30 protein-coding genes and 1 riboswitch are annotated in these 24814 nt (G+C 43.7%); of the genes, 10 read left to right on the top strand and 20 right to left on the bottom strand.

Features of this window, described 5'->3' with window-relative positions; translation table 11 throughout:
* Positions 1-4: 4 nt before the first annotated feature.
* The 6 genes from KXD37_RS00360 to KXD37_RS00335 all read right to left on the bottom strand — a co-directional run bounded on the left by KXD37_RS00360 (position 5) and on the right by KXD37_RS00335 (position 3851).
* A complete protein-coding gene (locus KXD37_RS00360) occupies positions 5-982 on the bottom strand; it encodes an ABC transporter permease (RefSeq protein ID WP_106020300.1) in 978 nt (325 codons plus the stop codon).
* A 30-nt stretch (positions 983-1012) separates the two neighbouring features.
* Complete coding sequence (ytrC, locus tag KXD37_RS00355) at positions 1013-1996, bottom strand: ABC transporter permease YtrC (protein ID WP_263463030.1); 984 nt, start codon at positions 1994-1996, stop codon at positions 1013-1015.
* Positions 1990-2868 (bottom strand): ABC transporter ATP-binding protein YtrB, encoded by an 879-nt coding sequence (ytrB, locus tag KXD37_RS00350; RefSeq protein WP_095714569.1) that lies wholly within the window; start codon positions 2866-2868, stop codon positions 1990-1992. The genes ytrC and ytrB overlap by 7 nt, the downstream gene beginning before the upstream one ends.
* Positions 2861-3253: a GntR family transcriptional regulator YtrA gene (ytrA, locus tag KXD37_RS00345; protein WP_024122575.1), complete on the bottom strand. Its 393-nt coding sequence runs from the start codon at positions 3251-3253 to the stop codon at positions 2861-2863. The genes ytrB and ytrA overlap by 8 nt, the downstream gene beginning before the upstream one ends.
* Positions 3254-3286: 33 nt before the next feature.
* Positions 3287-3424, bottom strand: a complete 138-nt coding sequence (locus KXD37_RS00340; RefSeq protein ID WP_141243802.1) for a hypothetical protein — start codon at positions 3422-3424, stop codon at positions 3287-3289.
* A gap of 154 nt (positions 3425-3578) precedes the next feature.
* The gene (locus tag KXD37_RS00335; protein ID WP_010331570.1) at positions 3579-3851 is read right to left on the bottom strand and encodes a YtzC family protein; all 273 of its coding nucleotides are present in this window, start codon (positions 3849-3851) and stop codon (positions 3579-3581) included.
* A gap of 161 nt (positions 3852-4012) precedes the next feature.
* On the opposite strand from KXD37_RS00335, the gene KXD37_RS00330 reads away from it, so the two are divergent.
* The gene (locus tag KXD37_RS00330; RefSeq protein ID WP_044153711.1) at positions 4013-4981 is read left to right on the top strand and encodes a TIGR01212 family radical SAM protein; all 969 of its coding nucleotides are present in this window, start codon (positions 4013-4015) and stop codon (positions 4979-4981) included.
* On the top strand, positions 4978-5562 hold the full coding sequence (locus KXD37_RS00325) for a tRNA (mnm(5)s(2)U34)-methyltransferase (protein ID WP_263463020.1): 585 nt from the start codon (positions 4978-4980) through the stop codon (positions 5560-5562). The genes KXD37_RS00330 and KXD37_RS00325 overlap by 4 nt, the downstream gene beginning before the upstream one ends.
* Here the strand turns inward: KXD37_RS00325 and tbcS are convergent.
* Both tbcS and KXD37_RS00315 read right to left on the bottom strand, forming a co-directional pair.
* A complete protein-coding gene (gene tbcS, locus KXD37_RS00320; RefSeq protein WP_263463395.1) occupies positions 5552-6655 on the bottom strand; it encodes a tetraprenyl-beta-curcumene synthase in 1104 nt (367 codons plus the stop codon). The genes KXD37_RS00325 and tbcS overlap by 11 nt on opposite strands.
* A gap of 19 nt (positions 6656-6674) precedes the next feature.
* The gene (locus KXD37_RS00315; RefSeq protein WP_106020304.1) at positions 6675-7454 is read right to left on the bottom strand and encodes an alpha/beta hydrolase; all 780 of its coding nucleotides are present in this window, start codon (positions 7452-7454) and stop codon (positions 6675-6677) included.
* A gap of 50 nt (positions 7455-7504) precedes the next feature.
* Here KXD37_RS00315 and KXD37_RS00310 point away from each other — a divergent pair, with 50 nt between their 5' ends.
* Complete coding sequence (locus KXD37_RS00310) at positions 7505-8020, top strand: gamma carbonic anhydrase family protein (RefSeq protein ID WP_095714573.1); 516 nt, start codon at positions 7505-7507, stop codon at positions 8018-8020.
* A gap of 255 nt (positions 8021-8275) precedes the next feature.
* Here KXD37_RS00310 and alaP read toward each other — a convergent pair whose 3' ends face one another.
* The 3 genes from alaP to metK form a co-directional block, all read right to left on the bottom strand.
* Positions 8276-9667, bottom strand: coding sequence for an alanine permease AlaP (alaP, locus tag KXD37_RS00305; protein WP_263463014.1), 1392 nt, complete (start codon positions 9665-9667; stop codon positions 8276-8278).
* Positions 9668-9803: 136 nt separating this feature from the next.
* On the bottom strand, positions 9804-11702 hold the full coding sequence (gene asnB / locus KXD37_RS00300; protein ID WP_024122583.1) for an asparagine synthase (glutamine-hydrolyzing): 1899 nt from the start codon (positions 11700-11702) through the stop codon (positions 9804-9806).
* A 149-nt stretch (positions 11703-11851) separates the two neighbouring features.
* Positions 11852-13054 carry a methionine adenosyltransferase gene (gene metK / locus KXD37_RS00295; protein ID WP_127696613.1) on the bottom strand — a complete coding sequence of 401 codons (1203 nt, stop codon included), beginning with the start codon at positions 13052-13054 and terminating at the stop codon, positions 11852-11854.
* A gap of 168 nt (positions 13055-13222) precedes the next feature.
* A riboswitch (SAM riboswitch) is annotated at positions 13223-13362 on the bottom strand.
* A gap of 198 nt (positions 13363-13560) precedes the next feature.
* Between metK and pckA the strand changes: the two genes are divergently transcribed.
* Positions 13561-15144, top strand: a complete 1584-nt coding sequence (pckA, locus tag KXD37_RS00290; RefSeq protein WP_095714576.1) for a phosphoenolpyruvate carboxykinase (ATP) — start codon at positions 13561-13563, stop codon at positions 15142-15144.
* A gap of 39 nt (positions 15145-15183) precedes the next feature.
* Here pckA and KXD37_RS00285 read toward each other — a convergent pair whose 3' ends face one another.
* Both KXD37_RS00285 and KXD37_RS00280 read right to left on the bottom strand, forming a co-directional pair.
* Positions 15184-15426, bottom strand: coding sequence for a DUF2584 domain-containing protein (locus KXD37_RS00285; RefSeq protein WP_024122585.1), 243 nt, complete (start codon positions 15424-15426; stop codon positions 15184-15186).
* Positions 15427-15477: 51 nt separating this feature from the next.
* Positions 15478-16251, bottom strand: a complete 774-nt coding sequence (locus KXD37_RS00280; protein WP_024122586.1) for an alpha/beta hydrolase family protein — start codon at positions 16249-16251, stop codon at positions 15478-15480.
* A 149-nt stretch (positions 16252-16400) separates the two neighbouring features.
* On the opposite strand from KXD37_RS00280, the gene KXD37_RS00275 reads away from it, so the two are divergent.
* From KXD37_RS00275 to KXD37_RS00265, 3 genes are read left to right on the top strand one after another with little or no spacing between them, the layout of a single operon-like run.
* Complete coding sequence (locus KXD37_RS00275; protein WP_188323240.1) at positions 16401-17405, top strand: ABC transporter substrate-binding protein; 1005 nt, start codon at positions 16401-16403, stop codon at positions 17403-17405.
* A gap of 12 nt (positions 17406-17417) precedes the next feature.
* The gene (locus KXD37_RS00270) at positions 17418-18200 is read left to right on the top strand and encodes an ABC transporter ATP-binding protein (RefSeq protein WP_024122588.1); all 783 of its coding nucleotides are present in this window, start codon (positions 17418-17420) and stop codon (positions 18198-18200) included.
* Positions 18175-18987, top strand: coding sequence for an ABC transporter permease (locus KXD37_RS00265; RefSeq protein WP_059352153.1), 813 nt, complete (start codon positions 18175-18177; stop codon positions 18985-18987). Before KXD37_RS00270 ends, KXD37_RS00265 begins: the two co-directional genes overlap by 26 nt.
* Positions 18988-19010: 23 nt before the next feature.
* Here the strand turns inward: KXD37_RS00265 and ytkD are convergent, their stop codons facing one another.
* From ytkD to KXD37_RS00250, 3 genes are all read right to left on the bottom strand, one after another.
* Positions 19011-19487, bottom strand: a complete 477-nt coding sequence (gene ytkD, locus KXD37_RS00260; protein WP_202852646.1) for an RNA deprotection pyrophosphohydrolase — start codon at positions 19485-19487, stop codon at positions 19011-19013.
* Positions 19488-19699: 212 nt separating this feature from the next.
* Complete coding sequence (locus KXD37_RS00255; protein ID WP_024122591.1) at positions 19700-20104, bottom strand: holin family protein; 405 nt, start codon at positions 20102-20104, stop codon at positions 19700-19702.
* A 158-nt stretch (positions 20105-20262) separates the two neighbouring features.
* A complete protein-coding gene (locus KXD37_RS00250) occupies positions 20263-20700 on the bottom strand; it encodes a Dps family protein (RefSeq protein ID WP_010331587.1) in 438 nt (145 codons plus the stop codon).
* Between the two features lie 124 nt (positions 20701-20824).
* Between KXD37_RS00250 and ytzI the strand changes: the two genes are divergently transcribed.
* Positions 20825-20974 (top strand): YtzI protein, encoded by a 150-nt coding sequence (ytzI, locus tag KXD37_RS00245; protein WP_044153683.1) that lies wholly within the window; start codon positions 20825-20827, stop codon positions 20972-20974.
* On the opposite strand, the gene KXD37_RS00240 is transcribed toward ytzI, so the two are convergent.
* Both KXD37_RS00240 and KXD37_RS00235 read right to left on the bottom strand, forming a co-directional pair.
* Complete coding sequence (locus KXD37_RS00240) at positions 20968-21411, bottom strand: FixH family protein (protein ID WP_095714579.1); 444 nt, start codon at positions 21409-21411, stop codon at positions 20968-20970. The two genes, ytzI and KXD37_RS00240, sit on opposite strands and share 7 nt — an antisense overlap.
* A gap of 121 nt (positions 21412-21532) precedes the next feature.
* On the bottom strand, positions 21533-22006 hold the full coding sequence (locus tag KXD37_RS00235) for an S-ribosylhomocysteine lyase (RefSeq protein WP_010331590.1): 474 nt from the start codon (positions 22004-22006) through the stop codon (positions 21533-21535).
* A gap of 127 nt (positions 22007-22133) precedes the next feature.
* Here KXD37_RS00235 and yidD point away from each other — a divergent pair, with 127 nt between their 5' ends.
* Positions 22134-22361 (top strand): membrane protein insertion efficiency factor YidD, encoded by a 228-nt coding sequence (gene yidD / locus KXD37_RS00230; protein ID WP_010331591.1) that lies wholly within the window; start codon positions 22134-22136, stop codon positions 22359-22361.
* Here the strand turns inward: yidD and KXD37_RS00225 are convergent.
* Positions 22358-22921 carry a beta-class carbonic anhydrase gene (locus KXD37_RS00225; protein ID WP_024122594.1) on the bottom strand — a complete coding sequence of 188 codons (564 nt, stop codon included), beginning with the start codon at positions 22919-22921 and terminating at the stop codon, positions 22358-22360. The genes yidD and KXD37_RS00225 overlap by 4 nt on opposite strands.
* Before the next feature lie 110 nt (positions 22922-23031).
* A complete protein-coding gene (locus KXD37_RS00220) occupies positions 23032-23280 on the bottom strand; it encodes a type B 50S ribosomal protein L31 (RefSeq protein WP_010331593.1) in 249 nt (82 codons plus the stop codon).
* Positions 23281-23481: 201 nt separating this feature from the next.
* On the opposite strand from KXD37_RS00220, the gene KXD37_RS00215 reads away from it, so the two are divergent.
* A complete protein-coding gene (locus tag KXD37_RS00215; RefSeq protein ID WP_106020311.1) occupies positions 23482-24813 on the top strand; it encodes a cytochrome ubiquinol oxidase subunit I in 1332 nt (443 codons plus the stop codon).
* The last annotated feature ends 1 nt before the right edge of the window (position 24814 follow it).

The raw sequence follows: 24814 nt of genomic DNA, 5'->3' as shown, positions 1-24814 counted from the left end.
TCCCTTATAAATGTTTTGTTTTTTTATAAATCGCAAAATAGCTGATGAAGAAACCAATCACGGCGCCTGCAGCCATGCCAAATATGTAGCCGGCGAAGCTTTCCGTTGCGGCAAATCCAAAATACCCGAAGCCCAGGATTCCAATGATAATGACAATGACCTGTACCGGGCGGTCAAGCGTTTTCCACAAAAAGAAATATCCGTTCCGTTCATTAGACAGTTTGACAAAACTGATGTGGCCGATGATGTAAAAGATGATCGTCATGATGGCCGGAATCACTAAATAATACGGAGAATCCTCAACCCAGTTCGGCACAACGTAAGTAACCGGGAATAGATACTTCACCCATTCGGGCACAGGACCATGTATAAATTCTACTGTTCCGCCAAGAAGGATTTCCAGGTTGATAGCAGGAAGAGTCATGAGCAAAAAAGGCAAAATCGTAACAGTAGCTGAAACCAAAAGCTGTGCAAAAATATGGCCCGTCAAAGCTCCCCCCGCCATGACCAGAGAATAAGCCAGCAAACTGACGATGATCATTCCCAGGCTGTAGTGATGAAAATAAACGGCTTGTTCGGGTTTCAAAAGCACTAGAAGCAAAACGGATAATATATATCCAAAAATTTGCGGTGCCACAATCACCATCCCGCCGGTAAGGAACTTCATATTAAATATCTGGCCTCTCGTATAAGGAAGGCTTAATGTAAAATCAAAAAGGCCCTTGCTTCGTTCTATTCCAAGCTGGCTGACAGCCAAAACGACACCCCAAATCCAAAACAGCGAGATAAATGTGCCATTTAAATAGTTAATCGTAAATACGCAGGTTCCGACCCACTCGTTCTGATTAGCCACGCAGCCTTGGTATGAGATGTACGTATTTAATACAGTAAAAGGATTGCTAAGCATAAATACCAAAAAAATCATGGTTAACAGAGCTTTATTTTGCTTCCACTCTTTATAAAACAGCCCGGAATCCGGCACATCACTTCCCTCCCAACTGAAAGCACTTCTTTAATGTTTTGTTTTCTTATAAATTGCAAAGTAGCTTACAAAAAAGCCGACAACCGCACCAATGATCATTCCAAAAATATAACCAATCATGGAATGTCCGGCAGAATATCCAAACAAGCCAAACCCAAGAATGCCAAAAGCAATAACCAAAATTTGCACCGGACGATCTAAGCTGTTCCAAAGGAAAAAGTATCCGTTTCGTTCACTTGGATGCTTTTTAAAGCTTATATAGCCAATCAAGTAAAACAGAATGCTCATGACAGCCGGAATGAGTAGAATATATTTACTGTCGGTTAGCCAGTCATTTGCAACATATCCCATAGGCACAAGATAGTATAACTTACGAACCAATGCAAAATAATCCTCAACAGAAGGAAAATAATCCCATATATTTACATCAAAAATATATTCTATGTTTAGAATCGGCAAAGCAACAATTAAATACGGCAGTACCGTAGCAGCAAATGCCGTTAATAGCTGGGCAAAAGCATTTCCAGTTAACGCTCCGGCGGCCATCACAAGTGAGTAAGCCATAAAGCTAATCACGATTACTCCAACACTGCTGTGCTCAAAATAGTAGACATGCTCAGGTTGATAAACAAGAATCAGCAGCCATGTAAGTAAAAAACCAATCAGTTGTGACAGTACAATCACAAAACCGCCTAACCAAAATTTCGTCTGGAAAATTTGGCTTCTGTTATATGGGAGGCTTAATATAAAATCCATCGTGCCTTTCGAACGTTCCATTCCCAGGAAGCAGACCGCCAAAATGACACCCGGCACCCAGTTGATATCTATCAAGTTGCTCGTGTAATTCACAATAAAATCACAATATTGCGGGTCTTGGCGATCAAGACATCCTTGATAAGACAAATACATATTAACGATAGAAAGCGGATTTGCCAGCACCAAAAACACAATACTTAACAAAATCACCACTTGATTCTGCTTCCACTCTCGATAGAGGAGACCTCGGTCTACCATCTCCGCTTCCCTCCAAACTTCGCAATGAATACTTCTTCCAAGTTGACAGGAAGCTCATTCCACACTTTTGGCTTCAGCTCTCTCAAAAAGCTCTTGTTCTTCTCATCGCTTTTCGGGATCAGCACCGTGTAAAACACACCGGCCTGATCGAGCATCGGAATGTTTTGCTCTCTGATCGCCAGATTGACATCTTCATCAAACGCCATTTGAATTTTGATGTATTCTTCTTTTAATTCATCAAGATCCATTACATTTGTCAGTCTGTTATCTTCGAGAAAACCAATTCGGTTGCACATCCGTTCAATGTCCTCAAGGCGATGGGAGGTGATCAGGATGCTCGTATCACGCTCAGCCACTTCATCAACCATCAGCTGCAGCACATCATGTCTTGTTACCGCGTCAATACCGTCCGTCGGTTCATCAAGGAGAATCAGTGCCGGTCTCGCTGCAAACGACAGAACGAGCGACAGCTGTTTTTTCAAACCTGTCGACAGCTCGCGGTATTTTTTCGTTTCTGGAATTTCATATCTGTTCATCAGCTCATTCGCGTACGTGACATCAAATTTCGGATAAATTCTTCTTAGGATGTCAACAAGCTGCTTGTATGTATACTTATCATAAAAAGGATTTTGAACAGGCATGTAGATGATATTCTGTTTGACCTTCGGATGCTTTTTGATTTCTACGCCATCAAATAAAATCGTCCCGCTGTCGGCGAAAATGATTTGCTGGATTAAGCGAAGCATTGTCGTTTTGCCTGACCCATTGCGGCCGAGCAGCCCGAAGATTTCTCCTTTTTCAATTGTTAATGAAACATCTTTTAATACTTGATTTCCGTCAATCGTTTTTGACAGCTGTCTTAATTCAATCATCGCTCTTGCCCCCTTTCACATCAGCGCTGATTTCCTTTATCCATTCTTGCAGTTTATCCAGCTCAACCCCCGCATAATGTGCATCGATGATGAGCTGTTTGAGTTGCTCTTTAATCATCGTCATCTTCCCTTCAACCAGTGTCGTTTTTGCATTTTCCGATATATAGGTCCCTCTGCCACGCAGCGTTTCAATAATACCCTCTCGCTCAAGCTCTTTGTACGCTTTGCTGACAGTATTCGGATTCGCAATAATGATCGTCGCCAATTCTCTGACAGAAGGAAGCTTATCACCAGGCTTCATGATCCCTTTCAAACAAAGCTCTTTCATTTGCTGAATAATTTGTTCATAAATGGGCGTTGAGCTTCTTGGATCGATTTGAATCATTTACTTCCCTACTTTCTATACGATCTGAACCTTTCATAAATAAAACGGATCAATTATACTTTTTTGCCATTCAAAACCGATCATAACGAGTACAAGAAAAAAAGAACAAGCGATCACAGATGCCGCGATCAGCATTGGCACGTTACGTTTGTTTTGTTTTTTATGTTTCATAACTGCCTCCCTTAATTTCAATATATAAATGACTTTTCATCAGTGTCTATAGTGTATTACTTCAATTAGTACACTTAATACAATAAATACTTTACTGTGCAAAGTCAATCCTTTTTTTACAAAAAAACAGACCCTTATCAAAAGGGTCCGTTTCTTACACATCAAGAGGGTGCTGCAAGATCATATTATTTTGCAAAGCTTGAAGCTGAAGTCTCATTCTGTACAGCTGTTCTCTCTGCTGATCATTTGATGACAGCCATAATTTATTCAAGGCATTTACCGCATTTTCAATCTGCATTTGCGCATCACTGTATTCTTGGTCGTTATAATGCTCTTGTTTAGAAGCGATTTTCAGCTGTTCTTCAGCATAATCATACGCCTGCATACATTGTTGGAGATGTTCATCTACTGATTGTCTTGTTGCCACAGTAACCCCTCCTCTTGGTAATGGAAACAATCCATCATCCATAGTGTAGCCTCATCCGACACGATTCAATAAAGAAATTTATGGTCGATATTCATTTGTTCTCATATGAAATGCGTGCTACAATTTTAGGATGCAATTGTACGCAAGGAGGCACATTAATCGTGATTCAGAACAATCCTTTTCCTTATTCAAATACGGAAAAACGCTATCATACATTAAATTATCATCTCAGAGATCATTTCGGGCATAAGGTATTTAAAGTAGCGCTTGACGGCGGCTTCGACTGCCCGAACCGGGACGGCACTGTCGCTCACGGCGGCTGTACCTTTTGCAGCGCTGCGGGATCCGGTGATTTTGCAGGAAACCGGGCCGATGATTTAATGACGCAATTCCACGACATTAAAAACCGCATGCACGAAAAATGGAAGGACGGGAAATATATCGCTTATTTCCAGGCTTTCACCAATACGCATGCTCCGGTTGACGTGCTGCGAGAGAAATTCGAGTCTGTTCTCGCGCTCGATGATGTGGTCGGCCTTTCAATCGCCACACGTCCGGACTGCCTGCCGGACGACGTTGTTGAGTATTTGGCAGAACTGAATGAACGCACATATCTTTGGGTAGAGCTCGGGCTTCAGACAGTTCACGAACGCACAGCGCTTCTGATCAACCGGGCACATGACTTTGACTGCTACGTTGAAGGTGTGAATAAGCTAAGAAAACACGGCATACGCGTCTGCTCACATATTATCAATGGACTTCCTCTTGAAGACCGGGACATGATGATGGAGACGGCAAAAGCAGTGGCAGATTTGGACGTACAGGGTATTAAAATCCATTTGCTGCACCTGCTAAAAGGCACGCCGATGGTGAAACAATACGAAAAAGGAAAGCTGGAATTTCTCTCTCAAGACGAATATGTGCAGCTCGTCTGTGACCAGCTTGAAATCATCCCGCCAGAAATGATCGTACACCGTATCACTGGTGACGGGCCAATTGAATTGATGATTGGGCCGATGTGGAGTGTGAACAAATGGGAAGTGCTTGGCGCTATCAATAAAGAACTTGAAAACCGCGGCAGCTACCAAGGTAAGTTCTTTCAGCGTCTTCAGGAGGAATCAGCCTTATGATCCTGAAAAAAATTCTTCCCTACAGTAAAGAGCTGCTGAAAATGGCCGCAGGGGGCGGAGACATCGTTGTTGACGCCACAATGGGGAACGGGCACGACACCCTGTTTTTAGCTGAGCTTGTCGGTGAAAACGGTCATGTATACGCATTTGATATACAAGAATCAGCAGTGGCCAGTACGAAGGAGCGGCTCGGTGACACCTATCAAAACCGGACAACTTTATTTCATAAAAGCCATGACAAAATTGCTGAATCACTTCCGCAGGAAACACACGGGAAAGTGGCGGCCGCTGTGTTTAACCTCGGCTATCTGCCAGGCGGGGACAAATCGATTACGACAAACGGCAATTCAACGATTCAAGCAATTGAACAGCTTCTCAGCATCATGAAAGATGAAGGCCTGATTGTTTTGGTCGTCTATCACGGCCATCCGGAAGGTAAAGCTGAAAAAAACGACGTGCTCGACTTTTGCCGGGACTTGGATCAGCAAACAGCCCGTGTCTTGACATACGGATTTATCAATCAGCAAAATGACCCGCCGTTTATTATTGCTATCGAAAAAAAAGCTCAAATCAGCAAATGATTTGAGCTTTTTTCTTTGAGTTTTTCATCCAGGCCATTTTTTGAAACTTTCTGTAGGCTCTGCCGTTGATATAAAAGAAAAAGGAGGTTTTTCCGCTTGCTTTGATCAGCTTTTTCGCGAGCCGGCCCATTTCCTTTTGGCCCGCCACTTTATCATCAGACAAATAGACACCCAGCAAGCCGCGGTTGATTAAGCGGTGGAAGTTTTCGTGCGGAATGCCGTGCAGATGTTCATCGGCTTTCTGAATAAAGTGCTGCAGCCGATTTATCATTTCTTCATGTGACTGATAATACGAGCAGAAATTCAAGTCCCCTTCAAGCAAGTCCTCCTCCTGGTCAATCAAATAATCAAGCAGAATATGAAGACCTTGTATGTAAGGAAAATAACTGTTGCGGATTTTTTTTGCGGTGCTTTCAGTAAAATCGGGCTGAAACGAATATGCGACAAGACAGAAAATGCCCAGCGTGGAGCCTGCACAAGCTGAGAATTCATACCATTCCATCTCGGGAAGCTCTGATTCATATTGGGTAAACCACTTTTCAAGGCGCGGGACACGCTCATGCTCAACAACGTGCTTATGCACCTGCAAATCGCAATAATAGCCGCACAACTCAAGCAGATAAGGTTTAATCATTTCGTAGTGTTCAATAGATCCGAGAACTCGCTGGCACGTTTTCACCAATTCCTGCAAATATCCGCTGTCATCCTGCTCGTCCCTGAATTGATAATAATTTTGCGGTTCAGCTCCCACTGTCAATGCGTCCTGCATAGAGGTATGAAGCATTCGAAAATCTTCTGGGTCAAGTGATGTGCTGCGGTCGCACAAATTGTCCAGGTAATCGCTGATCGTTTGGTATGCGATGATGAACTCAACACATTTCTGCTTATGATTTCCTGACAATAAGGCCAATATGCCGCCGCCTTCGCAGTGAAACGTTTTATCTCGAATACTTGCGGTTGCCTGTGCTTTTAATTCACTGTTTTTAATTGCTTCTGATTTTTGCTTCCATATGTTCAGCTCTTGATGAACGAGCGGAAAAATATCACGATATACTTTTGCCATCAGTCCAAAAGGATGTTCCGGTACTGTCAACACATGCACCCCCCCTAGTTCAAATATATTGATCAGTAAATGCTCTTGCGGCTTTAAAAACGTCTTCTCTTTCCGGTTCATTAAATATTTCATGATAAAGCCCTTCCCATTCCCTATATGACTTATTGTGGGAAGCAACCCCTGAAAACCACTTGATGACCTTCGTTTTATCGACCAGCTTGTCATCTCCGGCCTGCATGACTAAAAGCGGCACCCTCAGAAAAGCCTCTGTCGGCACCATGGCAGACTCAAGAGTTTTTAACAGCTCTCTGTACCATCTGACAGAAACCTTCGTCACAAAAAGGGGATCGTTCTGGCCTGCTTCGATGACATCTTCGTTGCGTGTCGCCATATCAATCGATAATCCTGAATCAACTTTAAGCGACGGAGCAATGACATTCAGCCCCTTTGATGCAAGATCAAGCACTTTATTGACTTTAATTTGCAGCCCGAGACACGGTGATGATAAAATAATTCCCGTAATGCGGGGGTTTCTCTGCTGTTTAAACCATTCAATCGCAATCAGGCCGCCCATGCTGTGGCCGAGAAGAAAAACAGGCAGTTCAAAGGTTCGCGCTTTATCTATCCAAGTATCTACTTCATCAATGTATTCTTGAAATGAGTGAATATGCCCCCTGGCCCGGGTGGTTGTCCCTTGTCCCGGCAGATCACCCATTACAACGTGATAACCCGAAGATCTCCACATTTCACTCAGCCATTTATACCGTCCATGATGTTCACTTGCCCCGTGGATCATAACAATCACTGCCACAGGTCTGTCTGCTTTCCAGGTCCACATGCGGTTCACCTCATACAAAAATTAAATAGAGAAAGAAGGATGAAAGATATATGATTTACCCTTATAAGGAATACACGCCAGAAATCCATCCAACGGCTTTTGTAGCCGATAATGCAACAATTACCGGTGATGTGGTCATCGGGGAACAGTCCAGTATTTGGTTCTCAGTTGTCATAAGAGGAGATGTAGCCCCGACCAGAATTGGTAACAGAGTCAATATCCAGGATTTAAGCTGCCTCCATCAAAGCCCGAACCGGACTCTTCTCATTGAAGATGACGCCACGATAGGCCACCAGGTTACACTCCATAGCGCCGTGATCCGCAAGAACGCCTTAATCGGCATGGGTTCAATCATTTTAGACGGAGCCGAAATCGGTGAAGGCGCATTTATCGGTGCCGGCAGCCTTGTTCCGCCGGGAAAAATCATTCCGCCAGGCCATCTAGCCTTCGGCCGCCCGGCAAAAGTCATCCGTCCTTTGACGGATGAAGACCGAAAAGACATGCAGAGAATACGGTCTGAATATGTAGCAAAGGGTCAATATTATAAATCACTTCAGCAAATGTAAGACCAGCTTCGTTTTACTTTACCATTTTTCAAAATATTATTTAAGCGATAACCATCGCTGACCCGAACCAAATGCAGTTCGGGTTTTTAATTTTCCATAAAACGTTCACATGTAAAAATGAACATGTGACTTTTATCTTATCATAAAAAACAAGACGCCACTGTAAGCAGTCTCTGCAAAAAACATATTCCTATTCTCTGCTCTCTACGAGCAGCTTTACTTAAACAAAAAAGAGCCCTCCGGGAGCTCTTTTTGTCAGCTGATCTGTTGTTCAGTTGACACAGCTGCGTTTTTCTTATGAAAGCCTTTGCCATAATAAACGGCTATCAAAATCAGAAACCAAATCGGACCGACAATTACGGCGACTCTTGTTTCCGGGCTATAAGCCATCAGGATAATGACAAGTGCTAAAAAGGCCAAAGATAAATATGACGTGAACGGGTAAAAAGGCATTTTGTATTTTAATTGCTTTTGATCCTTTGGCTGCATGCCTTTACGATATTTGATCTGAGAAAGCAAGATGATCGCCCACGTCCAAATCGCTCCGAACGTCGCAATGCTTGTGACCCAAGTAAATACCTTCGCAGGCACGACATAGTTTAACAGCACACCGACTAATAACGCACCCGCAGAAGCCAGTACGGCTTTACCCGGAATGCCGCCTTTGGTCAGCTTACCGTACGCTTTTGGCGCCTCGCTCTGCTCCGCTAAGTTAAAGAGCATACGTCCGGTGCTGAATATGCCGCTGTTGCAAGAAGACAGCGCCGCCGTCAGAACGACAAAGTTAATGATGCCTGCCGCATATGGAATCCCCACTTTTTCAAACGTGAGTACAAAAGGGCTTCCTTGCGATCCGATTTCCTGCCACGGATAAATGGACATGATAACAAATAAAGCACCGACGTAAAAAATCAGGATACGCCAAAATACCGTATCAATCGCTTTCGCTAATGATTTTTGCGGATTTTTGACTTCGCCGGCAGTCACCCCTATCATCTCTATGCCTAAATACGCGAACATCACCATTTGAAGTGACAATAAAACCCCTTTTATTCCATGAGGAAAAAATCCGCCGTTGCTCCACAAGTTGCTGATGCCAGTCGCAATGCCTCCATTGCCGACTCCTGTAATGATCATTAATAAACCGACAGCAATCATAGAAAGGATCGCGACAATTTTAATCAATGCGAACCAAAACTCCAGCTCTCCATACGCCTTTACGGCGAGGAAATTAACACCAGTCATAATCACCAGCGCCGACAATGCCCAAATCCAATTGGGCACATCCGGAAACCAGTATCCCATATAAATTCCGACAGCGGTGATTTCCGCCATACAGGTTACAACCCATAAGAACCAGTAATTCCACCCGGTTAAGTAACCTGCGAGCGGACCTAAGTAGTCACGCGCATACCTGCTGAAGGAGCCCGCGACCGGCTTTTGAATCGCCATTTCCCCAAGCGCCCTCATTATAAAAAACATAACCAGGCCGCTGCAGGCATATGCCACCAAAATACCCGGCCCTGCTAATTGAATAGCTGATGCGGAGCCAAGGAAAAGTCCCACTCCTATGGCAGCCCCTAAAGACATCAAAGAAATATGCCTTTCTTCCAGACCGCGATGCAATTCTTGTTTTTGTTTTTGCATGTTCCCTTCTCCCCTAGAAAAAAATATCATTACATCATTTTTCTGAATATTTCACACGAATGTGCAGGGTAATCAATGATGATGGAGAAATACTGGTATAATAACAAGGCTTTCGACGAATCGAAAGCCTTATCTGTTAGACAAAGATGACTTCTTTAGGCTGATGGCTCAGCTCTTCAGGCATATACCGTTTTTCGATATTGATGCTGTGCCAGATCATAAAGATGAGCACTGTCCAAATTTTACGGCTGTTATCAGCCTTGTCGGCACAATGGTCTTCAAGAAGCTGAAGAACGTAATCCTTATGGATATAAGCGTCCGTTTGGCTTTCCTGAATAATGCTGCGCACCCATTCGTTCATTTCGTTTTTCAGCCAATGACGGATCGGTACAGGGAAACCGAGCTTTTTGCGGTTCAATACATGATCCGGCACAATGCCTTCAGCAGCTTTGCGAAGGAGATACTTTGTCGTACCGTTCTTTGTTTTCAATTCATCAGGAATTTTAGACGCAACGTCAAATACGACTTTATCAAGGAATGGCACACGCAATTCCAAAGAATTCGCCATCGTCATTTTATCCGCTTTTAGCAAAATGTCGCCTCGCATCCAAGTGTGGATATCGACATACTGCATTTTGTTAATATCGCTGTATGAGCTGCTTTCTGTAAAGTAAGGCTTCGTCACATCACGATACGAAAGGCTCGGATCATAGTGCTTCAGCAGCTGTTTCTTCACGGATTCTTCAAAGATCTTCGCGTTGCCGATATAACGCTCCGGAAGCGGAGTGCAGCCGCGCTCAAGCAGGCTCTTTCCTCTCATTCCCTCAGGCATAACGGCCGCTACGTGCAGAAGCATCTTTTTCAAGCCGGACGGAATGCGTTCAAACGGTTTAAGAGAAAGCGGTTCACGGTAGATGTTGTATCCGCCGAACAGCTCGTCCGCACCTTCGCCAGATAACGCAACCGTTACGTGTTTTTTTGCTTCTTTCGCCACGAAATACAACGGAATCGCAGCCGGGTCTGCAAGCGGATCATCAAAGTGCCATACGATTTTAGGAAGCTCGTTCATGTATTCTTCAGGTGAAATGACTTTGCTGATATTTTCAATGCCCAGTGCAGCGGCAGTTTCTTTCGCTACATCAACTTCACTGAAGCCCTGCTGTTCAAATCCGACAGAAAATGTTTTCAGGTTGGGATGAAATTCTTTCGCAACGGATACAATAAACGAAGAATCGATTCCGCCTGATAGGAATGAACCGACAGGCACATCACTTCTCATATGAACGTTTACAGAGTCATAGATAGCGTCTCTGACTTCTTTAACAAGTTTATCTTCCTCCGTCTGAACAGGCTGGAAGCGCGCCTTGAAATACGTTTTGAATGTGATATCACCGTCAGGACGGATTGTAAACTGAGAACCCGGCTCTACTTTTTTCACATCAATATCAAGGGTACTTGGCTCAGGAACGAATTGGAAAGACATATACTGCTGTAATGCTTCTTTATCTATTTCAATATCATTTTGGGCTGCCATTAAACTTTTTCTCTCTGAGGCAAAATAAACCTGATCATTGATCGTTGTGTAATACAACGGCTTAATGCCGAATGGATCTCTTGCTCCATAAAGAACATGATCGTTTTTATTCCAAATCAGAAAGGCAAACATGCCGCGCAGCTTGGAAGCCGCTTCTTCTTTATAGTGACGGTAAGTCGCAAGAAGAACCTCTGTGTCAGAATCTGTGTTGAAAGTATATCCCTTTGCTTCAAGCTCTTCTCTCAGTTCGATATAGTTATAGATTTCCCCGTTAAAAATAATCCAATATTTTTCATCTTCATATGATAAAGGCTGTCCGCCATTCTCCACATCAATAATGCTGAGCCGTCTGAATCCGAATCCAACGTGCTCATCATGGTAATATCCGTCACTGTCAGGACCGCGGTGAACGATCATTTGGTTCATTTGTTTGATTAGTTCTTCTTGATCAGCGGTTTGAGTTAACGGATGCTTGTTAAAAACCCCGACAAATCCACACATAGTATTGCCTCCATATTTAAAATTGTCATCATTGAACCCCTATTTATAGACGCTGTGAACAGTGTTTGGTTTCACAGTTATGTAAAAAAATAAACATGGATACATCGATAAAAAAGGGAAAGCCGCTTAACCAGTAAGCGGCTATAAAATTATTCTCCTAACGCTTCTTTACGCAGCTGTTCCGCTTTGTCTGTACGCTCCCACGGAAGGTCAACATCGTGGCGTCCAAAGTGGCCGTACGCGGCAGTCTGTTTGTAGATCGGCCGGCGTAAATCAAGCATTTTGATAATGCCGGCAGGTCGTAAATCAAAGTTATCGCGCACAACTTCAATCAGTTTTTCCTCCGAAGCTTTTCCGGAACCGAATGTGTTGATTGAGATAGACACAGGCTGTGCAACACCGATCGCGTAAGCAAGCTGCACTTCGCAAGAATCTGCAAGCTCAGCCGCAACGATGTTTTTCGCAACGTATCTTGCAGCATAAGCAGCTGAACGGTCTACTTTCGTCGCATCTTTACCAGAGAACGCGCCGCCGCCGTGACGTGCGTAGCCGCCGTACGTATCAACGATGATTTTACGTCCTGTAAGCCCCGCATCCCCTTGAGGTCCTCCAATGACGAAACGGCCTGTAGGGTTAATGAAGTATTTTGTTTCTTCATCAATTAATTCTTTAGGAACAACCGGATTGATGACATGTTCTTTAATGTTGCGCTGAATTTGCTCAAGCGTAATTTCAGGGTGGTGCTGGGTTGAAATAACAATCGCGTCAATGCGGACAGGTTTGTTATTTTCATCATACTCAACCGTTACCTGTGTTTTGCCGTCAGGGCGAAGGTAAGGAAGAACATCTTCTTTACGCACTTCACTCAAGCGGCGGGCTAATTTATGAGCAAGTGAAATTGGAAGAGGCATAAGCTCTTTCGTTTCGTTGCACGCATAACCGAACATTAAACCTTGGTCACCCGCTCCGATTGCTTCAATTTCTTCGTCGCTCATTGTGCCTTCACGGGCTTCAAGCGCTTGGTCTACACCCATCGCAATATCAGCAGACTGCTCGTCAATTGATGTTAAAACCGCACAAGTTTCCGCATCAAATCCGTATTTTGCACGTGTGTATCCGATTTCTTTAATCGTTTCACGAACCGTTTTTGGAATGTCAACATACGTAGAAGTTGTGATTTCTCCGCTGACAAGAACCAAACCAGTTGTCACAGACGTTTCACAAGCAACACGCGCGTTAGGGTCTTTCTTTAAAATTTCATCTAAAATGCTGTCAGAAATCTGATCACAGATTTTATCCGGATGCCCCTCCGTAACAGATTCTGATGTAAATAAACGACGATTTTTACTCATGATTTGCTTCCTCCTGCACAAGGCCTCCCGAAAGACCTTATATATATGATACGGAACTCGCTCCCTCTTATACAATGTTACGTTTATATTAGAGATGTTAATTGGCATATTTATGAAATAAAAAAACCTTTTCCGTTCGAGGAAAGGGTTTGGTCTTTGTGCCTTTCACTCTTATCGCTCAAGGAATCATTCAACCTTGCATCAGGTTAGCACCTTGGTTGTCTCACACAATTTAAACATAATGAATAATAGAGAAACCGGTTGCTGGGCTTCATAGGGCCTGTCCCTCCGCCAGCTCGGGATAAGAGTATCCGCTCAATGAAATATCTTATCGTAAAAGGGTTTGCAATGTCAATATGATTCAGAAGAAATAGGCACCTATATTGAGGGAAAACAATGGAAATGTACACACAAAAAACGATAAATAGTATAGACTATTTGAAAATATATGTTATACTAATTCACAATTAGCAAAACACAAATAAAATGATAAAGGAAGGTTTCTTATGAACTCAGTTGATTTAACCGCTGATTTGCAAGCCTTATTAACAAGTCCTAATGTGCAGCATAATTTATCTGCAGCTCAGCTTACAGAAAAAGTACTTTCCCGCAACGAAGGCATTTTGACATCCACGGGTGCCGTCCGGGCGACCACAGGCGCTTACACGGGACGTTCGCCGAAGGATAAATTTATTGTAGAAGAAGCAAGCACAAAGAGTAAGATTGATTGGGGTCCGGTGAATCAGCCTATTTCCGAGGAAGCATTTGACCGGCTATACACGAAAGTTGTCAGCTATCTGAAACAACGTGATGAGCTGTTTGTTTTCGAAGGATTTGCCGGTGCTGATGAAAAATACAGACTGCCGATCACGGTCGTTAATGAATTTGCATGGCACAATTTATTTGCCAGACAGCTGTTTATCCGTCCTGAAGACAATGATAAAAAAACAGTCGAACAGCCGTTTACCATTCTTTCCGCTCCGCATTTCAAAGCGGACCCAAAAACAGACGGCACACATTCAGAAACCTTTATTATTGTTTCTTTCGAAAAGCGCACGATTTTAATCGGCGGAACGGAGTATGCCGGAGAAATGAAAAAATCGATTTTCTCCATCATGAATTTCCTGCTGCCTGAGCGAGATATTTTATCCATGCATTGCTCCGCCAATGTCGGTGAAAAAGGCGATGTCGCGCTTTTCTTCGGCCTGTCGGGAACAGGAAAGACCACCCTTTCGGCGGATGCTGACCGGAAACTGATCGGTGATGATGAACACGGCTGGTCGGATACTGGTGTCTTCAATATCGAAGGCGGATGCTATGCCAAGTGCATTCATTTAAGCGAAGAAAAGGAACCGCAGATTTTTAAAGCGATTCGGTTTGGATCCGTTCTCGAAAATGTTGTTGTAGATGAAGATACGCGTGAAGCCAATTACGATGATTCCTTCTATACAGAAAACACACGTGCCGCTTACCCGATTCATATGATCGACAACATTGTCTCTCCGAGCATTGCGGGCCACCCGTCAGCGATTGTATTTCTGACGGCTGATGCATTCGGCGTTCTGCCGCCAATCAGCAAGCTGACGAAGGAGCAGGCTATGTACCACTTCTTAAGCGGTTATACGAGTAAACTAGCCGGAACCGAACGCGGCGTCACGTCTCCTGAGACGACATTCTCCACATGCTTCGGTTCACCGTTCCTTCCGCTCCCGGCTCATGTATATGCGGAAATGCTCGGCAAGAAAATCGACGAACACGGCGCAGACGTTTACTTGGTCAACACCGGCTGGACCGGCGGCGGCTACGGCACAGGCGAACGCATGAAGCTTTCATACACACGGGCGATGGTAAAAGCAGCGATTGAAGGCAAATTAGAAAATGTGCAAATGACCACTGACGATATTTTCGGCCTGCACATCCCGGTTCATGTTCCGGGTGTTCCCGATCATATCCTTCAGCCGGAAAACACGTGGAATAACAAAGAGGAATACAGAGAAAAGGCTGTGTATCTGGCAAACGAATTCAAAGAAAACTTCAAAAAGTTCACAAATACAGATGCCATCGCACAAGCTGGCGGGCCTCTCGTTTAAAAAAGCAAAAGCCAAGAGCAATTAAGCTCTTGGCTTGTTTTAATTGACTGTATGCAAAGAAGTCAGCTTGTACGTAATGATTGTCCGCCCGTCTGTCCATTCAAGCTTCTGCACTTCGGCTGTGCCTGACTTTTCACCAAACTTTGTTTTGCTGACATCCATCGGAATCTCCATTGGATAAATGCGATACCCGTCTTTCTCTAATCTGAATATATTTTCATCTATGCGAACTTCTTTTCCTTTTGTCACAATCAATGTATTAAATTCAACAGGCATTCCCAAATTGAAATCCCCTTTCGTTCTCTTTTTTCTACATCATAACATATTTCACCGTCAGCGGTTTTTCATCCACTGCGTGAGCTGCCGCACAATACGCCGGTTTTCCTTCGGCGGAAAATAATGTGTGAAGGTACTGTAGTACCACGTCTCTACAGGCTTGTGCAGCTGTTTTAATTTCTCCTCAAATAAATACGAATGCTGAATGGAAACGTTTTGATCTTTTTCTCCGTGAATTAATAAAACGGGTGCCTCAATTTTGTTCACTTGGTCAAAAGGCGTTCGCCATTTGTATTCGTCAGGCACCTTTTTCGGCGTTCCCCCAATCACTCTTTTCATCATTCTTCGTAAATCCTGCCGCTCTTCATATGTAAGAATCATATCACTGACGCCTCCCCACGAAACGAATGAAGCCGCATGTCGTCCCATTTCAATCGCAGTAAGCATTCCCATTATGCCGCCTCTGGAGAAACCGAAAATATGAATTCTGTTCTTTTTCACTTGCGGATGCTGCTGGAGCAGGCGAAAAGCGGAAAAAGCATCCTCTCTGTCTTCTCCTGCAAAATCCTCGTTGCCCTCCCCTCCCTGGTTCCCTCTGTAAAAGGGGGCAAATACAACAAATCCTTGGGACGCAAACTGGATAATTCGGCCCGGTCTGACCATTCCAACACTTTTAATACCGCCGCGCAAATATAAAAATCCGTCATATTGCCCAGGTGCCGCCGGCTCCGCCAGCAGCCCTTTCACTTTTAAGCCATTTGAAAGGTAGCAGATGGTAAACAAACGCACATGCCGGCTCGGCGACGGAAATCTTCTTTTCTCAACAATCAATGCTCCCGCCTCCTTTTTTCTTTATTCTTTCCTGCCTTTAAAAATAAATCCTGTAACCCGGATTAGGCATTCACACATTTTTATACCCATCATACGATATGTAAAGCAAAAAAGGATATTAACTTGATGCTAAATAAGGAGGTTGTCATGTGAACAAATGGTTAAGGCTGGGCTGTTTCTGCGTTTGCAGTGTGTTTCTCATCATTGCCCTGAGCGCTTGCAAGCAGGAAGCTACACTCACGAAAGTAAAAGTAGCCGAAGTGACCCATTCCATTTTTTATGCACCTTTATATGTTGCAGAATCTAAAGGATTTTTCAAGGATGAAGGCCTTGATGTCGACGTCAATACGACCTGGGGCGGTGATAAAACGATGACTTTGCTTCTTTCAAACGGCTCGGACATTGCTCTTGTCGGATCAGAAACATCCATTTATGTCGAATCGCAAGGGGCTAAAGACCCTGTCATTAACTTCGCACAGCTGACTCAGACAGACGGAACGTTCCTTGTCGCAAGAGAAGATGCCGAAAATTTCAGCTGGGATCAGCTGAAAGGAAAGACTTTTCTCGGCCAGAGAAAAGGCGGTATGCCGCAAATGGTCGGCGAGTATGTGCTGAACCAACATCACATTGATCCGCATAAGGATATTGAACTCATCCAAAACATAGACTTCGCCAATATATCCAATGCCTTTGCTTCTGGAACCGGTGAGTATGTCCAGCTTTTTGAACCGACTGCTTCACTCTTTGAGAAAGAAGGCATCGGCCACATCGTTGCTTCGTTCGGAGAAGAATCAGGCCAGGTTCCTTATACAACTTTTATGGCAAAACAAAGCTATTTAAAGAAAAACGAGAATACAGCCGTCAAATTCACGAGAGCTATTTATAAAGCGCAGCAGTGGGTGGAAAACCACTCAGCGAAGGACATCACAGAAGCGATTAAAAATGAATTTGACGATACCGATCCAGATGTCATCGAAACGTCCATTGAACGCTACAAAAAACAAAATTCGTATTCTCCGGACCCGCTCCTCAACGAAAAAGAATGGGAACTGCTCCAAACGATTATGGATCAGTCGGGTGAACTGCCAAAGCATATACCATACAGTCAGCTTGTGAACAAACACATCGCCGAAAAAGTCACCTCGGAAAAATAGGAGGCGCCATCTATGTCTTTTTTACATGTCGACCATGTAACCCATACTTATTTTTCTATTAAAGAAAAAACAACCGCCGTACAGGACATTCATTTTGATGCCGAAAAAGGCGATTTCATCTCATTTCTCGGTCCGAGCGGCTGCGGAAAAACAACACTGCTTTCCATAATTGCAGGCTTGATTGAACCTTCGGAAGGCAGAGTTCTGATTGAAGGCCGCGAGCCGAATCAAAAAGAACATAACATTGGCTACATGCTTCAGCAGGATTACTTATTTCCCTGGAAATCCATTGAGGAAAATGTGCTCCTCGGTTTAAAAATTGCCGACACGCTTACTGAAGAAAACAAGGCCGCAGCACTTGGTCTTTTGCCGGATCTGGGTCTCGTTGATGTTGAAAAGAAATATCCTAAGGAGCTGTCAGGCGGGATGAGGCAGCGGGCTGCGCTTGCAAGAACTCTTGCCCCAAACCCAAGTCTGCTTTTACTGGATGAGCCATTTTCCGCGCTTGATTTTCAAACGAAGCTGTCTTTGGAAAACCTCGTTTTCCGCACATTAAAGGAGTATCAAAAAACAGCGGTGCTTGTCACTCATGATATAGGGGAAGCGATTGCGATGAGTGATACCATCTTTTTATTTTCTAATCAGCCGGGCACCATTCATCAAATTTTCACAATCCCTAGAGAATTGGCTGCGATGATGCCTTTTGACGCCCGTCAGGAGCCATCCTTCCAGACGCTGTTTCAAACGATATGGAAGGAGCTGAATTCTCTTGAGAAACAGCAAAGAAACAATTGATCTGCTTCATGAGCAATATCAATTTAAACAGAAAAAAGAGAAATGGAATGTGCATTCTTTTCAGCTTGCGATATTTATCCTCTTTTTCTCCGGATGGGAAATCGCAAGCAGACAGGGCTGGATTGATCCTCTGATCTTCAGCTCGCCGTCAGCCGTATGGCGTTTACTGATTGAAAAGCTTGCTGACGGCTCATTGCTGTCGCATATCGGGGTTACTTTATTTGAGACGGTGCTTGGCTTTTTGCTGGGGACTTTCCTTGGCACGTGTCTTGCCGCGTTGTTATGGTGGTCCAATCGGCTTGCCAGGATATTAGATCCGTATCTGGTCATTTTAAATGCAATGCCGAAAGTGGCGCTCGGACCTATCCTGATTGTCGCGCTCGGTCCCGGCTTTGTCAGCATTATCGCGATGGGAGCGGTCATCAGTGTCATCATCACAACCATCGTCGTTTATACCGCCTTTCAAGAGGTGGATGAAAACTATATTAAAGTAATGAAAACATTCGGCGCAAACAAGTGGGTTATTTTTAAAGAAGCGATTCTTCCCGCATCTTCGCCCGCTATTATTTCAACCCTGAAGGTAAACGTTGGTTTATCGTGGGTCGGTGTCATCGTAGGCGAGTTTCTTGTTTCAAAGGTCGGATTAGGATACATGATTATTTACGGATTCCAAGTCTTCAATTTTACACTCGTCTTCTTAAGCCTGTTGATTATTGCTGTATTTGCCACCCTGATGTATCAGGGCGTAGAACTGTTAGAAAAGAAATGGACGAAGGGCAGAACATAAAAACCCGGCTATCCGCCGGGTTTTTACTTGATCCATCCCGCTTCTTTCAGTTTTTTCAAACTGATGGGAAGCACAGAATCCTTCATAATAAAGCTGAATTTTTTATTACGGGGCAAGTTTTCCGGAAGTTCATGAAACAGAACCGGCCCTTTCGTTTCAAAGTAATCGCTTTGCTTTTCAAGTTTCTCTATATCTGCAAAATATATATTCTTCACAATAACCTTTTCTTTTCCGAGAACTTTATACTGTCCGAGATACTTGAGGCTTTTCACTCTCGCCCCTGTTTCTTCCTTTACTTCTCGAAGCGCCGCCTCTTCCGCGCACTCCATCGGTTCCACTTTCCCGCCCGGAAACTCAAAGCCTCTGTCCTCATGTTCTGTCAAAAGCCATTTGTCACCAAAACGGCAGATGACCCAGACATGCTTCGGGCTGTCCGAAAAGGGCTGATTGTCAAAGGAGAGCTGAACAGTATTCTGATAATAATCTTTAAACTCGTACATGTTTATCCCTCAAATCCGTTCCTAGCTATCTTCCATACATCATACCACAGTTACGTTTCTTCGGAAGCTTTTTATCAAAAAATAAGGGAAACCCAGCACGCCATCCGGATCTGAAACGATAGACCAGCTCGTACAGCTTTTGGCCGCAGCTCTTGTCAAAATGTAAATGACTGACGCTCTGGGCTTTATTATGACCCGCGAACAGATAAAAGTTACGGTTTGCGCCTGAATTTATTTTTTAACGTTTCTAATAGATCCACAAGCATTTCCGGAACAGGTATACCGAGAGAGCTTGCTGTCACGACAATTTGCACAGATTCATAAAGAATATAAAACATAATGGCCAAGTCACGTATTGATCCCTGTGTATTCAGCAGCTGGTCAAAAAAGTGGCAGACAGAGATCAGAGCCAACGTAACTAATTTTTTGACGAAACGGGCAAAAACCTTCTTGAACGCCAGTTTGTGAATAATCGTTTCCTTCAAGGTCGTACTGATAAATTCAATTGCCATAAGAGACAGCAGAATGAGGAGTGAGTACTGAAAACCTCCGAAGAAAAACCCCGCTGCTGAAACGCTGACTGCAAAAAACGAAAAGATGCCAAAGTCTCTATCCATTTATCCCAACATCCTTTCACAGAAACGGCCTTACCATATTCTATGGAAAGCACGCCGAACGGATTGGATTTTTCAGAAAAATGGACTAGTTGTCGCCTATTTTTGCGAGGCAAAATAAAAACCGGACATCTTCAAAGATATCCGGTCTTTCTTTTCTATTATCCAAGGTAAGCTTTCAGCATCCAGTTATGTTTTTCAATATTTTGGTGAATGGCAAGAAGCATGTCCCCTGTTGTTTCGTCTCCGACTTCATCAGCTAAGTCCATGCCGCTTTTCAGTTCTTCCGCGATGACTGTAAAATCATCATACACACTCTGAACCATTTGTTCTGCTGTCTCGTTTCCGTTCGCTTCTTTTACAGAAGCTGTTTCCAAAGATTCTTTCATTGTCGCGATCGGTTTTCCGTTCAAAGCCAAAAGACGCTCTGCCAAATCATCAATATAAGTTGCTGTCTCGTTATAAAGCTCTTCAAATTTTTCATGCAGTGTAAAGAAATCTTTCCCTTTTACATACCAGTGATAATTATGTAGTTTCACATACATGACTGTCCAGTTGGCTACTTGTTTGTTCACGGCTTGAATCAATTGTTCTGACATATTATCTTCCTCCTTGTTTATATTAGGTGTATACCCTTCATATCGTACGCTAAAACCTTTATTTTACCCGTCTGTCACAATGTCTTCCACTATGTTACAATTATTGAAAACGGGAGGTGGAATCATGACGCTTCTCATCACGATAAGTATTTTGATTGTGCTGGCTGTTTTGCTCGTAAGTGTTTGGACGACTGTAAAAGCCTATAATGTAAAACACACGATTGATCCTCCTCAAGAAGGAAATGCTCCCGGTTCAGACCCAAAAGGTCAATGATGGTGTGATTGCTCTTCTTCAGGTTGCTTGGTGGCAGCATCGGCATCTCCGACTTGGACTTTTAAGGTCGGCATGCTGTGCTGTTTTTTTGCAGTTACATGAGATTGGACAGTGTATACGCCATCTTCCTTAAACTCTGTCTCAAATCGATATACGCCATCTTCCTGTTTGGCTTTAAACATCTTGCTGTCGTTTTTTTCTCCGTCTTTCCATACCTCAAACTCCACTTCATCAGCATCTGTCACCGCTTCATCTCCGTAAGAAACCGCCGCTTCATAAGCAGCATTCTCTCCCGGCTTCACTTTTTCCGGTCCGGTGAGTTTTACATCTAATACCTCAGGCGTCTCAGCTGCTGTATGTGCTTTATTCGCCTCAGATCCGCACCCGTTCAGTAAAAAAACAGCAGAAAAAAGTACTGCAGCGACCATCTTTTTCATTCCATCACCCTTTTCGTCGTTTACCTCAATAGTAGCAAACGCTTACAGCAAATGGTATACAAAATCTGTAACGTCACAAAAAAGACCTTTTTGCTTTCGGGCAAAAAGGTCTTTTTTCTATTTAGCCAAATACTTTTAGCAATTCTTCTTTATCCTGTGACAGCCAGAAACGCATCAAACGTTTTGCGCCTTCCAGGTCATGAAGCTTCGCCTGGCCGCACTGCTTTTCATTGGCAGCCGGAATTTCGGTAATTTCTACAGCTTCCTTCATTGTGTCTTCAAGCAAGTCAACGATTTCCGCAGGAGTCGGCTCTCCGCTGACAACAAGATAGTAGCCGGTTTGGCAGCCCATTGGCGAAATATCAATAATATCAAAATGATCATATTTCTCAGCATGAGTGCGAATCGTAAATGCGAGCAAATGCTCAAGTGTATGGATCGTATCAGGCTTCATCGCCTGTTTATTCGGCTGGCAAAAACGAATATCAAATTTATTTACAACACCGTCTGTTCCTACTTTATGCACACCGCAATGTCTTACGTATGGGGCAACAACCGCATTATGGTCAAGTTCAAAACTTTCTACTGAAGGCATAATGGCACTCTCCCTTTTTTAAAAATGTATTTTTATTATAACATACCTTTCCGATAAGAATTATCGAATAACTTTTCAAACCGCGTTATTTTTTTTATACTTGCATCAGAAAGGTTGCTGAAGACACATGAAAACCATATTTATTGCTCTGATCAGAGGGTACCAAAAATTCATCTCGCCGCTGACGCCGCCAACATGCCGCTTTTATCCGACTTGTTCACAATATGGAATCGAAGCCATTAAAACGCACGGCGCCCTTAAAGGCGGATGGCTGACTCTCATACGGATTTTGAAATGCCATCCATTTCATCCGGGCGGAGTCGACCCCGTCCCTGAAAAAAAGCGCAAAGATTAAGCGTTATAGCCGTTTACGACAACATCCAGTTTTCCTGTCTCAGGATCAATGACTAAACCATGGACAGGCACAGTTTCCGGGAACAGCGGATGATGTTTAATGACGTCCACGCTGTCTTTTACGCTCGCTTCCACTGAATCGAAGCTTTTAAACCATTGGTCAAAGTCAACTCCGGAGTACTTCAATGTTTCGATGCGTTCTTCCGGAATTCCTCTTTCCTTTATTCTATTAAGCATGCTTTCACTGCTGATTTTGCTCATACCGCAATCGTGGTGTCCGATTACACAGACTTCATCTGCGTTCAGCTCGTACACTGCAACCAGTAAACTTCTCATAATGCTTCCGAACGGGTGTGTAACAAGCGCACCGGCACTCTTTATAATTTTGATGTCACCGTTTCGCATATTCATCGCATGCGGCAGCAATTCAACCAAACGAGTGTCCATGCAAGAAAGAATCGCCATTTTTTTATCCGGGAATTTTGATGTCTGATATTTTTCATAATCTTTTTGTTCAATAAAAGTTTTATTAAAGTCAAGAATATCATTTAGAAGACTCATAGCGGTATTCCTTTCCGGTCTTTTTTCTTCAATATATCACAGCCTCTGCCTTTCGTCATCCTACCGGCAAGATGTTGAGGCCAGAAAAAAAGGCAAGCCCTGCGGCTGCCTCATTTTCCCATGTTATATCTTTTGTTGAACTGCTCGACTCTTCCGCCTTTTTCATTGAATTTCTGGCGGCCTGTATAAAACGGATGAGTATCTGAGCTTACCTCTACTTTAATAACCGGATATGTGTTTCCATCTTCCCACTCCGCTGTTTCTTCCGATGTTTTGGTAGACCTGCTCAAAAAGCGGTATCCGCTGTTTACATCCTGAAATATTACTTTGTGATTCTTCGGATGAATTCCTTCCTTCATGTCTATCTCTCCTTATCAAATCGTAATAATTACGTTTTATTTTATATCCTAACAAACATTTTGTCAATCTCCTTACAGGTTTCCCGATCTTTCGCTTCATAAACCTCATGCTTTTAAGAACAGGAAGAATAATCTAACCGAGGAAGCAAATAATAAACCCATATTACATACAGATCGTTTTGAGAAAGGTGGTTTATTATTGTGGATGATTTAGTATTGGCTAGGAGTCTTTTTGGTACGACAATGGGCTTTCATATCATTTTCGCAACCTTGGGAGTCGGTCTGCCGCTCATGATTTTAATAGCTGAATTGATCTATCAAAAAACGAAGGATGACCATTATGCCATCATGGCGAAGAGATGGACAAAAGCACAGGCTGTTTTACTGGGGGTCGCCATTCCGACCGGAACCATTGCCGGTACTCAGCTCGCGCTTTTATGGCCGGGTTTTATGGAAGTCATCGGCCGGGTCATGTCCCTGCCATTCCAAATTGAAATCTACGCTTTTTTTATCGAAGCCCTATTTATGTCGATTTATGTATATGCCGCAGACCGCTTATCGCCGATCATGAGGATTATCGCTGTTGTCTTTGTGCTGATCGGGGCCGCGGCGTCTGCCATTCTGATCACGAATGTCCATGCCTTTGAAGGAACCCCGGCCGGATTTAAAATTATAAACGGAAAAATAACTGATGTTGATCCGTGGGCCGCGTTTTTTAACCCAAGCTTTTTTGTAACCGCCGGCCATGTCGTTCTGTCTGCGTTCATGACAGGAGCCTTTATCGTTGCTTCTGTTGCCGCATACAAAATGATCCGGTCGAGAAAAAAAGAAAACGTCTATCGCTTTCACCGGAAGGCCCTGCTGCTCGCGCTGACGATCGGCGGTATCTTTTCATTGATAACAGCCTTAAACGGCCACGAATCAGCACAGATGCTGCATGAATATCAGCCGGAAAAACTCGCCGGAGCAGAGGGCCTGTTTGAAACAAGATCCCATGCCCCGCTTGCAATCGGCGGATTTACCGATCCGGAAGAGGAAAAAGTGAAATGGGCAATCGAGATTCCGTGGGCATTAAGCTTTTTGGCAGCCAACAGTTTTGACACTGTTGTAAAAGGATTAAATGCGTTTCCGAGAGACGAATGGCCGCCGCTTTTTATCCACACGTTATTTAATGCGATGGTCGGTGTCGGAATGCTGCTCATTCTTTATTCCATTATCGGTGTCGTCTGGAGAAAAGTATTAAAGAAAGATCGTTTTCCAACCTGGCTGCTGTTGATTTTCATGACGGCCGGTCCTCTCAGCATTATCGGAATTGAATTCGGCTGGATTTTTGCTTGTACGGGGAGACAGCCGTGGGTCATCTATCATCTGCTGAAAACATCAGATGTCGTCACGACGACAGGCTCGATCGGTGTGCTCTTTCTGTTTTTCACATTTGTTTACGCCGTGTTGGGCGCAGCTGTCGTTTATGTGCTGCTTTACTATTTCAAAAAGCACCCTGTGGATGAGGATTTAAATACGGCGGAGTCTTAAT

It is taken from the genome of Bacillus sp. XT-2 (assembly GCF_025696525.1).
Taxonomy (GTDB): Bacteria; Bacillota; Bacilli; order Bacillales; family Bacillaceae; genus Bacillus; species Bacillus halotolerans.
The sequence above is the reverse complement of the archived record's forward strand: the minus strand, read 5'-3'. Positions and strand labels throughout refer to the sequence as shown.